The organism is Microbispora sp. CA-135349, from assembly GCF_050947365.1.
Classification (GTDB): domain Bacteria; phylum Actinomycetota; class Actinomycetes; order Streptosporangiales; family Streptosporangiaceae; genus Microbispora.
Map to the genome: position 1 here is coordinate 1981090 of NZ_CP192001.1, position 14783 is coordinate 1995872.

The 14783-nt window shown below is 72.4% G+C and carries 14 protein-coding genes; all 14 read right to left on the bottom strand.

Features of this window, described 5'->3' with window-relative positions; genetic code table 11:
- Window positions 1-42 precede the first annotated feature (42 nt).
- Window positions 43-2106 (bottom strand): penicillin-binding protein 2, encoded by a 2064-nt coding sequence (gene mrdA / locus ACQPZZ_RS09540; protein ID WP_432930842.1) that lies wholly within the window; start codon window positions 2104-2106, stop codon window positions 43-45.
- Window positions 2099-2680, bottom strand: coding sequence for a rod shape-determining protein MreD (locus ACQPZZ_RS09545; protein ID WP_432930844.1), 582 nt, complete (start codon window positions 2678-2680; stop codon window positions 2099-2101). Before ACQPZZ_RS09545 ends, mrdA begins: the two co-directional genes overlap by 8 nt.
- Window positions 2680-3639, bottom strand: coding sequence for a rod shape-determining protein MreC (gene mreC, locus ACQPZZ_RS09550; RefSeq protein ID WP_432930846.1), 960 nt, complete (start codon window positions 3637-3639; stop codon window positions 2680-2682). Before mreC ends, ACQPZZ_RS09545 begins: the two co-directional genes overlap by 1 nt.
- Entirely contained in the window at window positions 3636-4670 is a 1035-nt protein-coding gene (locus ACQPZZ_RS09555; protein WP_363647125.1) for a rod shape-determining protein, read from the bottom strand. Before ACQPZZ_RS09555 ends, mreC begins: the two co-directional genes overlap by 4 nt.
- Window positions 4671-4767: 97 nt before the next feature.
- Window positions 4768-5760 carry a hypothetical protein gene (locus tag ACQPZZ_RS09560; RefSeq protein WP_432930848.1) on the bottom strand — a complete coding sequence of 331 codons (993 nt, stop codon included), beginning with the start codon at window positions 5758-5760 and terminating at the stop codon, window positions 4768-4770.
- Window positions 5761-5900: 140 nt separating this feature from the next.
- Window positions 5901-6413, bottom strand: a complete 513-nt coding sequence (locus ACQPZZ_RS09565; protein WP_432934322.1) for a GNAT family N-acetyltransferase — start codon at window positions 6411-6413, stop codon at window positions 5901-5903.
- Between the two features lie 253 nt (window positions 6414-6666).
- Window positions 6667-7743, bottom strand: coding sequence for a ribosome small subunit-dependent GTPase A (gene rsgA, locus ACQPZZ_RS09570; RefSeq protein ID WP_432930850.1), 1077 nt, complete (start codon window positions 7741-7743; stop codon window positions 6667-6669).
- Between the two features lie 385 nt (window positions 7744-8128).
- Complete coding sequence (gene speB, locus ACQPZZ_RS09575; RefSeq protein WP_363647127.1) at window positions 8129-9142, bottom strand: agmatinase; 1014 nt, start codon at window positions 9140-9142, stop codon at window positions 8129-8131.
- 45 nt (window positions 9143-9187) lie between these two features.
- Complete coding sequence (locus ACQPZZ_RS09580; RefSeq protein WP_432930852.1) at window positions 9188-10780, bottom strand: PH domain-containing protein; 1593 nt, start codon at window positions 10778-10780, stop codon at window positions 9188-9190.
- A complete protein-coding gene (locus ACQPZZ_RS09585; protein ID WP_432930854.1) occupies window positions 10777-11244 on the bottom strand; it encodes a PH domain-containing protein in 468 nt (155 codons plus the stop codon). The genes ACQPZZ_RS09580 and ACQPZZ_RS09585 overlap by 4 nt, the downstream gene beginning before the upstream one ends.
- Window positions 11245-11377: 133 nt before the next feature.
- Entirely contained in the window at window positions 11378-12235 is an 858-nt protein-coding gene (locus ACQPZZ_RS09590; RefSeq protein ID WP_363647130.1) for an LLM class flavin-dependent oxidoreductase, read from the bottom strand.
- A gap of 201 nt (window positions 12236-12436) precedes the next feature.
- Window positions 12437-12568 carry a hypothetical protein gene (locus ACQPZZ_RS09595; RefSeq protein ID WP_363647131.1) on the bottom strand — a complete coding sequence of 44 codons (132 nt, stop codon included), beginning with the start codon at window positions 12566-12568 and terminating at the stop codon, window positions 12437-12439.
- Between the two features lie 129 nt (window positions 12569-12697).
- Window positions 12698-14137 carry an MFS transporter gene (locus tag ACQPZZ_RS09600; protein WP_432930856.1) on the bottom strand — a complete coding sequence of 480 codons (1440 nt, stop codon included), beginning with the start codon at window positions 14135-14137 and terminating at the stop codon, window positions 12698-12700.
- Between the two features lie 103 nt (window positions 14138-14240).
- Window positions 14241-14684 (bottom strand): ATP-binding protein, encoded by a 444-nt coding sequence (locus ACQPZZ_RS09605; protein ID WP_363647133.1) that lies wholly within the window; start codon window positions 14682-14684, stop codon window positions 14241-14243.
- Window positions 14685-14783: the final 99 nt, after the last annotated feature.

Consider the following 14783-nt stretch of genomic DNA (forward strand, 5'->3'; position numbering starts at 1 on the left):
GGGTTGTCGCGCGCCACTCTGCGCGGGCCGGCGGGCGGCGGGTCATCGCGCGCCACCCGCTCCGGCGAGCGCGGACGGAGGCAGGGAGGCGGACCGCGTCCCGCTGCCGTGCTTCTTGTGTTTCCCGGCCTTCTTGTCGTGCTTTTTCGCGTCATGGGTGAGGGCGGCGATGCCCTCCCAGATCTCCCGGGCGGCGGGGGCCGCCGTGGTCCCGCCCGTGCCGCCCTGGGAGACGACGACCACCACGACATACTTGGGCTTCTTCACCGGGCCGAAGGAGGCGAACCACGAGGTGTCCTGCCTGCCGTACGCCTCGGCGGTGCCGGTCTTCCCGGCGACGGGCAGGCGCTTGAACGGGTACCCCTCGAACGCGCCCGCGGCCGTGCCCGTTCGCGGCACGCCGGCCAGCGCGTCGCGGATGAACCGGAGCGTCGTGCGGGAGGCGCCGATCTTCCCCATGACGGGAGGGGTGATCGTGCGGCTCACGGTGCCGTCGGCACGCACGACCTGCTTGCCGATCCTGGGGCTGAAGACCGTGCCGCCGTTGGCGAGCGCGGCGTACCCGCGGGCGAGCTGGAGCGGCGTCACCAGCACGTCGCCCTGGCCGATGGAGAAGTTGGCCGCGTCACCGGCCCACCAGACCCCGCCGGAGCGGCAGTTGCCGGCGGCGAGCGCCTTGAGGTAGGCCGCCCGCTTGCGGTCGGACATCTCCGGATAGCCGGTCTTGGCGCGGCGGCAGGAGTCGGCCCTGGTCCTCTCCCAGGTGGACTTCTTCCAGGCGCGGTCGGGCACCCGTCCCGACGCCTCGTGCGGCAGGTCGACACCGGTGGGCGTGCCGAACCCGAACTCCCTGGCCATCGCCTGCATCGGGTCCTTGGGCCGTTTGACCGGCGTGAGCCCGCCGTCGCGCTGCCACAACTTCTCCGCGAACCGGTAGAAGATCGTGTCGCAGGACACGACCAGGGCCCGGCGCATGTCCATCCGGCCCAGTTCGGCGCTCTCGAAGTTGTGGAACACCCGGCCGCCGATCGTGTAGCCGCCGGGGCAGTCGTAGGAGGCCCGCAGCGAGTAGCCCGCCTTCGCCGCCGCGGCGGTCGAGGTCACCTTCCACGTCGAGCCCGGCGGCCACTGCCCCTGCACGGCGGCGCTGACCAGCGGCAGGTCCTCATAGTCGCGCTGCGAGATGCCCCCGGTCCACACGCCCGGGTGATAGGTGGGGTAGTCGGCGATCGCCGTCACCCGCCCGGTCGTCGCCTCCAGCACCACCGCCGCGCCGCTGTCGGCGGGCTCGCCCCGCTTGCGCGCGGCGGTCACCGCCCGGGCCAGCGCCCGCTCGGCCAGCTCCTGGACGCGCGCGTCGATACTGGTCACGAGCGTGTCCCCGGCCACGGCCGCCTCCTCGCGGATCAGGCCGGTGACCTTGCCCGTGCTGTCCACCGCCACCTGCCTGATTCCGGTCCGCCCGGCCAGCTCGCGGTCGTACTCCGCTTCAAGGCCGTCGCGGCCGATCAGCTCCGGGCCGCCCTCGGGGTCGTCGGGAGAGGGCGGCTGCAGATAGCCGAGCACGTGTGCCGCCGCCGAGCCGAGCGGGTAGGTCCTGACCGGCCGCAACGCCGTGCTGACGCCGGGGAACTCGTCCTGCCGCTCCGCGATCCACAGCGCCGTGCGCACGCTCACGTCGTCCGCGACGACGATCGGCTGGTACGGCGAGCCGGGCCAGCACGGCCGGGGCACATCCCCGGTGCACAGCCGCGCCCGGTCGGCGATCTCCTGGTAGGGCCGGCCGAGGGCCTGGGCGAGCCGGGTCAGCACGTCCTTCCCGCCGTCGGGCTGGTGGATGAGGGCCATGTAGTCCACCGACACCTGCGGCTTGGTCTCGTTGGCCACCAGCGGCCGGCCGCGTACGTCGAGGATCTGCCCCCGCACCGGCGGCAGGACGACCGAGCGCACCCGCGACTCCGTGGCCGCCCTGACGTACGACGGACCGGTGACGACCTGCAGATACCACAGGCGGCCGAGCAGGGTCAGCATGAGCGCGGTCACCACGACGAGCACGACCGTGAGACGGCCCCGGTTGGAAAAGGGGCGGTGGGCGCTCCTACGCAAGCCGCCTCCCCCGGGCGTACGGATCGCGTGAACCGTCCCGTGATCTGGGCACCCGCCCGAAGGACCGGCGGCGGGGGAGCGCGGCGAGCGCCGCCGACACGAGCGTGGCCAGGCCGGCGGTCCAGGCGGCGGCGCCGGGCGCGAGGGCGGTGCCCCACGGCGTCCCGTCGAGCAGGGCCGCGAGCAGGCCCCCGGCGAGCGTCGCGCCCAGGGCCACGGCGGCGGCGACCGCGGCGCGCCGTCCGGCCGTGCCGTCGGCCGCCACCCGCGCGCACACCCATCCGGCCAGGCACAGGACCAGGGCGAGCCGCCCGATCACGTGATCGGCGGGCGGTGCGATGTCGGCGGCCAGGCCCGCGGCGAATCCCAGGAACGCGCCCGCCCCTCCTCCCGCGGCGCCCCGCTCCGGCAGACCCCTGGCCTCCGGTCTCGGCCGCAGATGCGGCGCGAGCGCGATGACGGCGACCAGCACGGCATCGGGCCCGCCGCCGGGCAGCGACAGCCCGTTCACCACGGTGACCTGGAGCACCGGTGCGAGGAGGACGACGAGCACGGACAGGACGACCGCCCTCATCACGCCTCCTTCGCCTTCTTCGAACCGCCCTTCGCGGTGTCCCCCTTCGCCTTCTTCGAACCGCTCTTCGGGGTGTCCCCGGCCGCGCCCTCGCCCCGGTCTCCGCCTTTGCTCTCGGCCCCGTCGCTCTCGGCCTTCGCCGCGTCCTTGCCGCCGTCCTTGTCGCCGCCCTTGTCGCCGTCTGTCTCGTCGGACGGGTCCACCGCCGGGTCCGCGGCGTCCGGCAGTGGCCCGAGGACCACGGTGACGAGGTCGAGCGCGGTGAACCGCGCGAAGGGACGCACGAGCGCCGTCCTGGTCAGCGCGTCCGGCGCCGGCTCGACCGTGGCCACCGTGCCGATCGGCACGTCCGGCACGTACGGCCGCATGTCGCGCGAGCCCAGCGTCACCACCCGATCGCCGGGCTTCACCTCGGCGGCGGGATTGAGCAGGCTCAGCCGCAGCAGCCCGCGCTCGGGGACGCCGGTCACCAGGCCGACCTCCCGCGAGCCCTCGAGCCGCGCGCCGATCGAGGCTCCCGAGGCCGTGGCGAGCTGGACCGTCGCCGTGCCCGGGCCGGCCCGCAGGATCCGGCCGACCAGCCCGTCCGCGTCGAACACGGTCATGTCGCGGGTCACGCCGCCCTGCGTGCCGGTGTCGACGGTGACCGTGCCGTCCCGGCCGAAGCCGATGACGTGGGCGGACACGACCTGATAGCCGTCCGCCCGAGCGGGGGGTGGGGTGGCGCGGCGGGCGGCGAGCACCTCGGCGCGCAGCCGGGCGTTCTCGCGTTCGAGTTCCTCCACGCGGGGTCCGTCCGACGCCCACCGGGCGCCGGAGGACGCGGCGTCCTCCAGTCCGCCGTACACGGCCGACCCGAACGCCCGCAGCGGTTCGAGCGGGGTGACGGTGTCGGTCACGATCAGTGCGACGGAGACGAGCGCCAGCAGCGCGGGCGCCCGGCGACCGGCCGCCCTCATCGACGTGTTTCGGGGAGGAACACGTCCTGCATGTCGTCGAAACGCTCGACGCACCGGCCGGCGCCCAGCACCACCGACTGGAGCGGCTGGTCGACGAGGTGGATCGGCATGCCGACGGCCTCTTCGAGCCGTTCGGCCAGCCCGTCGAGCAGCGCGCCGCCGCCGGTCAGCACGATGCCGTTGTCGATCAGGTCGCCCGCCAGCTCGGCCGGGCACTGGTCGAGCGTGCTCTGCACGGCGTCGACGATCGTCTGGACCTGGTCCTCGATCGCCTCCCTCACCTGCGCCCGGGTGATCGTCGCGGTCTTCGGCAGGCCGGTCACCAGGTCGCGTCCCCGGATCGGCAGCGGCGTGGTCTCGTCGCCGCCCGGCCGCGCGCCACCCATCTTGATCTTGATGTGCTCGGCCGTGCGCTCGCCGAGCATCAGGGAGTGCTCCTTCTTGACGTAGTTGACGATCGCCTCGTCCAGTTCGTCGCCGCCGACCCGTACGGACTTCGACACGACCACGCCGCCGAGCGAGACGATGGCGACCTCCGTCGTGCCACCGCCGATGTCCACGACCATGTTGCCGGTCGTGTCGCCCACGTTCAGCCCCGCGCCGATCGCCGCGGCCATCGGCTCCTCGATGATGTGGACACGGCGGGCGCCCGCCTCGTACGCCGCCTCCCTGACCGCGCGCTGCTCGACGCTCGTGGTGCCGCTCGGCACGGCGACGACGACCCGGGGCTTGGCCAGGTAGCGGTTCTTGTGCGCCACCTGGATGAAGTGCCGCAGCATGCGCTCGGCCGCGTCGAGGTCGGCGATCACACCGTCCTTGAGCGGGCGCAGCGTGGCGATGTGGGGCGGGGTGCGCCCGATCATCTCCTTCGCCGCGGTGCCGACCGCCACGATCCTGTCCGTGTGCAGGTTGATCGCCACCACCGAGGGCTCGTCGAGGACGACGCCCTTCTTGCGCACGTACACGAGCGTGTTGGCCGTACCCAGATCGACCGCCATGTCCCGGCCGAGCAATCCCCACGGGAAACCCATCGCCGACCAGCTTTCAGAGAGGAGGGAGAGCACGCGTGATCGCTGCCCGGCGGCCCCGCCTCTAAACGGAACGGTCCCTTCCGTACGAACCGGACCGTCAGGCGACGCTGAGATAGAGGTCTCTCGCCAGCTTCGTCACCCGCTCGGCCGACCGCGTGAAGGACGCCCCCGAGGGCTGCAGGGTGAGCACCACCATGATCAGCCGGTCGCCGATCACGCCGGTAGTGTGAAGCACCGGACGGCCGAAATCAACCGGGTTGCCGCCCATTGTGACCGACCCGATACGGTACGACGCCGCCTTCGCCCGGGTGCATTTGACGGGAGGAACAGCGCCGTATCCGGACCAGCCCTGCTTGATCGCCCACGGCCGGGGAACGGCGCGGGGGATGCCGAAGAACTGGTCGAAGCCGTCGCGGGCACACTGGGACGCGTCGCGCATGGTGCCGAGGACGAAGTCGCGGACGCGGGGCTCGGCCCGCCGCAGCAGATACCGGTAGACGAGCGCGATGTCGGCCGCGCTGATGGCCGTGTAGCCCCAGAAGCCGGGTTTGGCGGCGGGCGGCGGGGAGGTTTCGGTCAGGCCGATCCGGCGTGCCATGCGCCTGACGATCTCGCCCTGGCCGCCGCGCCGCCACAGGGCCGTCGCCGCGTCGTCGTCGCTGCCGCGGAGCATGGGTGTCAGCAGCGCCATGTCCCTGGCCGGAATCGTCCCCCTGTGCCGCTCCAGGTAGTCCGTGGCGATGAGGATCTTCACCACCGACGCCGACCGGAACCGGTGGTGCACCTGGCGGGACGCGACCGTCTTGCCCGTGGTCACGTCGACCACGGCGTACCCCGCCGTCACCCCGGCCGGCACCCGCACCGGCGCGGCGGCCGCCCGCCGCACCGGGACCGTTCTGCGCGCCGTCCTCCCGGTCGTTTCCCGCGCCGCTTCCCTGGTGGTCTCGCGCGTCTTCTCCGCTCCCGTAGGCGTCCCCTCGGCCCGCACCGGCGGCCGGGAGGGGCCGAGATCCGTGTCCGAACACCCGGTCAGGAGCGCCGGGAGCACGGCGGCGACGGCCAGGACGGCGGCGGTTCTCGATCGCGTCACGTGACCATGCCTACCAGATCGCCTGTCGCTTTCAGGCGGGCGTACTCCCCGGCGGCCGGCCGGCGAGCTCGGCGTTGCGCAGCCCGGTGGCGGCCCCCAGCCGGGCTGAGGGCCGTTCGTCGCATTCAGACAGCGGGAGATCAGACGCCGAACGCCGCCGGGTAGCGGATGACGCCGCTCGGGACCGGCCGCTCAGGGTCGAGGGCAAGCGCCATCATGTACTTGTCCTCGACGTCGAAGGGCGGGCGGATGCCGTACCCGGAGGCCGGGGTGAAGCCGAAGCGCGGGTAGTACTCGGCGTGGCCGAGCACGACCACCAGGTTCTCGCGCTGCTCGCGGGCGGCGCGCAAAGCGGCGCGGATGGCGGCGGACCCCGCGCCCCGCCGCTGATGTCCGGGCTTGACGGCGCACGGGCCCAAGGCGAGGGCGGGTGAGTCGTTGACGTGGCAGCGGGTGAGCAGCGCGTATCCGACGGGATCGCCGCCGGGGGCCTCGGTCAGCCAGGACATGCCGGGCAGCCATGCCTGCGGGTCGGCCCGCAGCGCCTCGACGAGGTCGGCCTCGTGCCGGCTGGGGAAGGCGGCAAGGTTGATGTCGCGGATGGCGGCGACGTCGCCGGCGCTCTCGGGACGGGTGGTCCAGGAAGGGCTCATGGTCGGGTTCGTCTCCCTGTCCTCCTGCGGATGCAGGACGTAGCCGATGTACTGGTAGTCCGCGCCGTGCTCGCGGCGCATAATGATCTCTTTCGGGGCGACCGTGACCGCCTCGCGCATCCCGGGCACGGCCAGGCAGGCCGCGCCGACCAGCCGGCCACCCGGGGTGAGCGTCGACGGCGGGCTTTCGGGCATGGTGGTGCGGGCTCCTCGTGGCGATGAGCGGTCGGGGAGGCCGGTGGGACGCGGCCGGTCATGGCTGCTGGTCCCGGAACCTGTAGGTGGCGCGCAGGTGACCGGTGATGGCCTTCTGCCGGTTGACGCGCTCGTCGCGCAGCCGGGCATCGGTACGTGAAGCCGCCCAGATGTTCTCCCGTTGCAGCTTCTGGTAGCTGCGCAGGCGACGTTCGGGCAGTTCACCCGCCGCGATGGCGGCCTGGACCGCACATCCTGGCTCGGTGTCGTGGGCGCAATCGCCGAAGCGGCAATGAGCCGCGAGGTCTTCGACCTCGGCGAAGACCTGCTCCAGGCCGTCGGCGGCGGCGTGCAGACTGATTCCGCGCAGGCCGGGCGTGTCGATGAGGACCCCGCCGCCGGGCAGGGGGACCAGCTCGCGGCGGACGGTGGTATGGCGGCCCTTGCCGTCCTGCGCGCGTACCGCGCCGGTGGCCAGCAGCTCCTCGCCCAGCAGCATGTTGCCGAGGCTGGACTTGCCCGCACCCGAGCGGCCGAGCAACACGGTGGTGCCGCGCAGCAGCGCCGCCAGCGCGTCGATGTTGTGACCCGTGGCGACGCTGGTGACCAGGATGTCCACGCCAGGTGCCAGCGCGCCAGCCTCGGCGTGGACGGCCTCGGGATCGGTGGCCAGGTCCGCCTTGGTCAGGACGATCACCGGCTGGGCCCCGCTCTCCCAAGCCAGGGCGAGCAGCCGCTCCAGTTTGGCCGCGTCCAGGGACGTGGACAGGGACAGGGCGATGACGACCGTGTCGACATTGGCGGCGAGCACCTGCCCGTGGGAGGACCTGGACGCCGACGAGCGCACGATCGCGCTGTGCCGCGGCAGCAGCGCCGCCAGGTGCGGCTCGGCGCCCGGGCGCAGCGCGGCCCAGTCGCCGGTGCAAGGCGTCAGGAGCGGGTCGGGCGGGTGGGGTGCGGCGAACGTGGCCCGCATCGGGCCCGACGCGGTGATCGCCGTGCACAGGCCGCGATCGACCCGGGAGATCCGGGCCGGTACGAGGCCGGCTTCGCGATGTTCGGTGAAGGTTTGGTCGAGTGCGTCGGTCCACCCGTACCGGAACAGGCCGGATGGATCGGTGTACGTGTGTGGCAACGTGAGACCCTTGCGGAGAAGGGGCCCCGACGAGACGTGGACATCACCCCGCCTGGCGAGCCGGTGGCTCAAGGCCGGGGGAAGAGGTGGGTCAGACCGGGGCCCGGGACGTGAGGTTGGTCCGGGCGCTGCACGTGGCAGCGGTCTTCACCGCGGTCATCAAACCTCACCTCCCTTCCACGCCGATCCGATACCGAACGAGCGGCAGCGTAGCACCCCGGCCAGGGTCGGCGGTACCGCCGCCCTGGCGCTTCGGCCACCGGGAGCCCTTCGTCGGCCTGCTCGCAGTCGCCGTGCAGGCAACGCGCCACCACGAAGTCGAACTGTGTGACGTCGAGCGGAAGACCTGCGCTCAGGTCGTGTCCGTACGGTTGGGCGGTGTGGGTCAGCGGCCGTCGAGGAGGGGCTGCTCCGGGTCCCAGCGGGTGCCGTCGGCGGCGTCCCTGCGGCGGCGGGCGATCGCCGACAGCGCCTCCAGGACGACCCGGTTGCCGAGATAGGCCGTGATGTCCGCGTGGTCGTACGGCGGGGCCACCTCGACGATCTCCAGGCCGACGACGGGCAGCTCGTAACAGGTCCTGCGTACGGCGTCGAGGAGCTGGCGGGCCGACAGGCCGCCCGGCTCGGGCGTGCCGGTGCCCGGCGCGTGGCCCGGGTCGCAGACGTCCACGTCGACCGACAGGTAGACCCCGTCGCAGTCGTCGAGCGCGATCGCGTACGCCTCGGTGAGGCACTCGTCGAGACCCCTGGCCACGATCTCGGTCATCTCGTACGACCGCATGCGCTGCCCGGCCATCCAGTCGAGGATCTCGGGCCCGGGCCAGTAGCCGCGCAGGCCGACCTGCAAAAAGCGGTCGCCCCGGATCGCGCCCGACTCGATGAGCCGCCGCATCGGCTGCCCGTGGCCGTGCAGGTGGCCGAACTCGATGTCGCCGGTGTCGGCGTGCGCGTCGAAGTGGAGCATCGAGATCCGGCCGAAGCCGTGATGGCGGGCCACGCCGGTCGCGTCGGGCAGGGCGATCGTGTGGTCGCCGCCGAGGACGACGGGGATCGCCCCGGAGGCCGCGATCCTGGCGACCGCGTCCTCGATGGCGCGCAGGCTGCCCTCGATGTCCCCGGCGTAGGTCTCCACGTCCCCGGCGTCCAGCACCCGCAGGTCCTTGAGCGCGTCCACGCGCAGCGCCAGGCTGGGGCGGGAGCCGTCGTGGGGGAGGTAGCAGGTCTGGCGGATGGCGTTCGGGCCGAAGCGCGCACCGGGGCGGTGGGAGGTGCCGCCGTCGAACGGGGCGCCCAGGATGACGACGTCGGCGTCCGCGTAGCCTGCCGGGTCGCCGAGGTCGCACCGCTCGACGCCGAGGAAGGTGATGTCGGGACCGAACATCTGGCCGTAGCGGGACAATCCAACTCCTTAGCTGCTGCCGGTCTTATCGGGCATCACATGCTATTAGGGGGCGAAGGTGGACATATCGGGTGTGCGGGCCTCGACGAGGAACGGGTCGAGCAGGCCGGGCGTGGCCGCGGCGGCCAGGCGCAGCGCCTCGGCGAGGTTCACGTCGCTCACCTGATAGCCCTGCTTGCCCGCCGCCGTGGTCGCGGTCAGCGTCGCCAGGCGGGCCCTGCGCTGGAAGAACGACCGCTCGATGTTCCAGCCGATGACGCCGTCGCACTCCAGCGCCACCCGGCGGCGTACGAACGAGCCCCAGCGGGTGACCAGATAGCCGGACGTGAGCGCGTGGCCGAGCGAGCGGTAGCGGTCGGCGGCGAGCAGGGCCGTCAGCGGAAGCAGGGCGGCGGTGGTGATCCACGTCCACGAGGGCAGCCCCGCCCACCTCCACAGCACGAGCAGCGCGGCGAGCGCGAGCGCGTGCACGCCGTACGCCCGGGTGAACCTACGGCGCAGCGCGGCCGGGCCGTGCGCGGCCAGGTCCGCGGTGACCGGCGAGGCGTCCGAGGAGGCGCCGGGAACACGGGACAGCACGAGCCGGGCCACCGACACGGCCTGCACGCGCGGTGCGGGCGGCAGCAGCATCGACCCGCCGCGCTGGGCGCCCTGCGCCGAGCGCAAACCGGTCGTCACCGCCGACAGCCGCGCCCCGCGTACGGCGCGCAGCAGCAGCGGCTCGCTGACCTCGACCCCGCGCAGCCGCCGTTCCTCGATCGAGGTGGCCCGGGCGGTCAGCAGTCCCCGGGCCACGTGAAGGGTGCCTTCGGCGTGCCGCGTCAGCCGGAAGTTGGCGAAGGCCAGGACGTACCCGAGCGTGGAGGCGACGCTCACGAACACGGCCAGCACGAGCACCACCGTCGCGATCTCCAGCGGGAGCGACATCGCGGTGAACCACCGCCAGGCCTCCTGCACGGGCCCGACCCGGCCGAGGTCGACGTTGCCCTCCGAGACCAGGCGGGACACGAAACCGGCGACGACGCCCACGGTGACGAGCCCGGACATCGTGAACGGCCCGAACCTCACCCACTCGGGACGCATCCGCGCGAGTTCGGTCTCCGCGGCCGGCGCGCTCCCCGCGGGGGGCGGCACGGGGGTCGTCGCGGAGGGCGCGGCGGGAGAGGGGGCGGAGGCGAGGGAGGAACGGTGCAGCAGTTCCACCCGCAGGCGGGCGGCCTCGGCGGCGGTCAGCGCGTCCAGCTTGAGCCGGCCCTCGTGCCTGCGCTCCGACGTGCCCGTCCCCACCTCCACCCGGGCCAGGCCGAGCACGCGGTGCAGCACGTGGGAGGTGACGTCGACCGTGCGGACCCGGTCGCGGGGCACGGTCACGACCTTCCGGGTCAGCAGGCCGCGGCGGACCTGCACGTGCTCGGGAGTGATGCGGTAGGTCGTGGTGAACCAGCGCAGCATGCCGAGCACGACCATGAGGCCGACGCCCGCGACGCTCCACAGGTGGCCCTTCCCGCCGCTGCTCGATCCCGCGACCAGCAGGCCGAGCAGCGCCGGGGCGGCCCGTACGACCTCCTGGAACGGGTGGATCACGAGCATGCGCGGGCTCAGCCGCCGCCAGGTCGCCTCGACGACGGGGTCGATCATGTCGCGTCACCCGCCGTCGCCTGCGCGGTGGCCGTGAGATCGGCGACCAGGCGCTGGGCCGTGTCCCGGTCGAGGCCGCTGACCTTGATCGGGCCGGCGGCGGAGGCGGTCGTGACGGTGACGTTGGCCAGGCGGAAGATCTGCTCCAGCGGACCGCGCTCGCTGTCCACGGTCTGGATGCGCGAGACGGGCGCGATGCGCCACTCCTGCTTGAACCAGCCCGACTGGGTGAAGACGGCCGCGGATGTGGCCTCCCAGCGGTGCACCCGGTAACGCCACTGCGGCATGACCGTGACGTGCGCCACCGCGACGACGGCGGTGACGACGAGACCGGTCACGTGAGCGGTGACGGGCAGGGCGTTCTCGTCGCGGTCCATCACGAGCCAGAACACCTGGGCCGCGAGGATGACCAGCCAGCCGAGAGCGGCCCGCGCGGCCCAGTACCAGATGGCGGTACGGCTCACGCGGTGTTGAGGGGATCGGAGGGTCGGGGTGTCCACGCCCCAACTCTGCCCGATCGTGCGCGTCCCGGTGTAGTGAGGCCGATCCCGGTTCTCCCCAGGACAAATGTCCTGTCTTCCCGTGGCGTACGGCCGATCAGAGCGCGGACAGGAGCTTGTGGACGTGGGAGAGCGGATCGGCGCCCGCAGCACCCGCGAAACCAACCGGGCGGACGGCGACCGTGGTGACGCCCGCCTCCCACAATGCCCTGACCTGGGCGGACGCCTCCTCCGGGGAACCCGTCGCCATGACGACCTCCTCCGGCGGCACCTGCAGGAACCCCGCCTGCTCCTCCGCCGCCGGCCGCATGGCCTCGCGCGCGTCGTCGCCGATGTAGAGGTGGACGAAGGCCACCACCTCGTGGTCGCCGCTCGCGCCGATCCGCTCGATCATCGACCGCAACCGCTCGGGGCCGAGCCCTTCGGGGAGGATCGTGCCCTGGGCGACCCGTCCCGACAGGGCCAGCGAGCGCGGGCTCACCACTCCGGCGAGGACGGGCGGCGGCTCGGCGGGCGGGTGGACGAGGCGGACGCCGTCCAGGCTCACCTCGCGTCCGTGCAGGGTGACGGTCTCACCGCCCAGCAGCGCCCGTACGGACGTGATCGTCTCCTCGAGCAGCGACAGCGGCGAGGAGGCGGCGGCGCCCACCTGGCGCATCCACGCCTGCACTCCGTGCCCGATGCCGGCGGCGAGCCGCCCGGGGTGGAGGCGGGCCAGGTTGGCCAGTTCCATCGCCAGCAGCATCGGGTTGCGCAGGGGCGCGGGGGTGATGCCGATGCCCACACGCAGGCGCGAGGTCGCGGTCAGCGCCGTGGCGGCCGAGGAGATCGCGCCCGTCCAGCCGAGATCCTCCACCACCCACAGATCGGAGACCGGCGTGCCGTCGAGTTCCCCGGCGAACGCCGGGAGCGACTCCGGCGGCAGGTCGCGGTCGAAGACGACTCCAAGCCTCACGGGCGGTCCTCCAGAACGAGCGAGATCGGCTCCACGGCCTTCCGAGTATCCAGGACGGAGGGGGACAGCGCATACGGGACCCGGGTGCGGGCCGGCGCCGGTCGCGAGGGAAGCGGGCGGTGAAGGAGCGGGGCGTGCGCAGGAGGAGGGCCGGGCCGCGCGGGCCCGGCCCGGATCATGGTGGCACCGGCCGTGAGGCCGTCACTGGCTCTCGCCCTCGGCGGGGCGGTTGGCCTTCTTCGCCTGCTTCGCGGAGCGGGCTTCCTTGATGGCCGTCCTCTTCGCCTTGCCGGTGGACTTCGAAGGCTTCTTCTTCTGAGCGTCGTCAGCCATGATTCCCCCGAATGTGCGTGGATGCGCCTTATGTGCACATCTGATGGGGTTGATACCCAAGAGAGCCATGAGACATCCGGCCCGGTACGGCTCGCGCCCCGAAGGCGTGAGCCGTACCGGAACGCCCGGTCAGACCATCTGGTGCTGTTCGGAGCTGAGCGGGGCGGCGATGTCCTCCAGCGAGCGCCGGGCCGCCTCCACGCCCATGAACCACTGCACGAGCCCGGCCGCCATCATCAGGACGGCGCCGATGACGTAGCCGACGACGACGTCGCCGACGACCCCGCTCTCCACCAGACGGCCGAACAGCACGGGCCCGATGATGCCGCCGAGCCCGGTGCCGACCGCGTAGAACAGCGCGATCGCCAGGGCCCTGGTCTCCATCGGGAAGATCTCCGAGACTGTAAGGTAGGCGCTGCTGGCCCCCGCCGAGGCGAAGAAGAACACCACCATCCAGCAGGCCGTGAGGGTCACCGGGCTCAGCACGTGCGCGTTGAACAGCGCGGCGGTGCCCAGCAGGAGCAGGCCGGACAGCACGTAGCTGCCCGCGATCATCGTGCGGCGGCCGATCGTGTCGAAGAACCGGCCGAGCAGGACCGGGCCGAGGAAGTTCCCGATCGCGATCGGAACGAGGTACCACGGCGTGCCGGAGTCCGGCACCTTGAAGAACTTCGACAGCACCAGCGCGTACGTGAAGAAGATCGAGTTGTAGAGGAACGCCTGGCCGATGAACAGCGACAGGCCGACAACCGTGCGCTTGGGATAACGGCGCAGCAGCGTGGCCGCCACCTCGGTCAGCGGGGTGTGCGCCCGCTGGTTGATGCGGATCTCCCCGTGAGCCGGTTCGAGCGTCTTGCCGCTCTCCTCGCGGACCTTCGTCTCGATGTCCCGCACGATCTCCTCGGCCTCGCGTTCGCGGCCGTGGATGAACAGCCAGCGTGGACTCTCGGGCACGGTCCTGCGGACCAGCAGGATCCCGACGCCGAGGACGGCGCCCAGGCCGAACAGCAGGCGCCAGCCGAGACCGGCCGGCAGCAGGCTCGTGTCCAGCGCCGGGATCGCGATGAGCGCGCCGAGCGCGGTGCCCAGCCAGAAGGAGCCGTTCACCACCAGATCGACCGTGCCGCGCACGCGGGCCGGGATGAGCTCGTCGATCGCCGAGTTGATCGCGGCGTACTCGCCTCCGATGCCGGCGCCGGTGAAGAACCGGCACAGGTAGAAATACCAGGCGTCGTGCGAGAAGGCCGTGGCCACGGTGGCGGCCAGGTAGAGGGCGAGCGTCACCAGGAAGAGCTTCTTGCGCCCGAACCGGTCCGTCAGGTGGCCGAAGAAGAGAGCGCCGAGGCAGGCTCCCGCGACGTACACGCCGGCGGCGATCCCGACCTCGCTGTCGGTGAGTCCCAGCCCGCTGCCCGGATCCGTGATCCGAGGGCCGATCACTCCGACAATGGTCACTTCGAGCCCGTCGAGGATCCAGACGGTGCCGAGACCGATGAGCACGAGCCAGTGCCAGCGGGCCCAGGGGAGCCGATCCAGCCGCGCGGGAATGTCAGTGCTTATTTGCGCCATATCGTCCCCTTCTTCGGAAGATATGGCGCCCGTCTACCCCGTATCCGGCCGGAAATTCGTTCTGCCGGCCGCGGTCTCGGTGGTGGCCGGTGCGGACCGGCGTTCAGGCCGTCCTCGTGCCCTCGCTCTCCGCGTCCCTTGGCTGCGGTACGGCGGCGTCGTGCCCGAGCTCGAACCACACGCAGACCCCGGTGCGGCTGGCCGACACGCCCCACCGCCGGGTGAACAGGTCCACAAGGTGCACGCCACGGCCCGGCGTCAGCTCCGGAGACGTCCAGCACCCGCAGCCCTGGGTCGACAACGTGACGCGCGCCGCGGCGGGGGTGGCCAGGACCGCCACGCCGTACCCGGGAGGACGCCCGCAGGAGACGGCGTGCCGCAGGGACTCGGCGACCAGCTCGCCGATCAGTTGCACGGCGTCGTCACGGCAGGGATGACCGTCGCCGAGGCGGCCCGCCACGAACCGCCGGGCGGCCCGCACCTGGGACGGCTCTCCCGAGAAGGGGCGTGAGATCGCGATTCTCCCCGAGAGGTTGAGAATTGTCATCCCGTGATAACTCCCTGTGCACCCGTCTGCCGATGGCGATTCGAGGTCGTGCAAGACTTCGTTCATCCTGCACTTTGCAAAACGACTACGCAATACGGC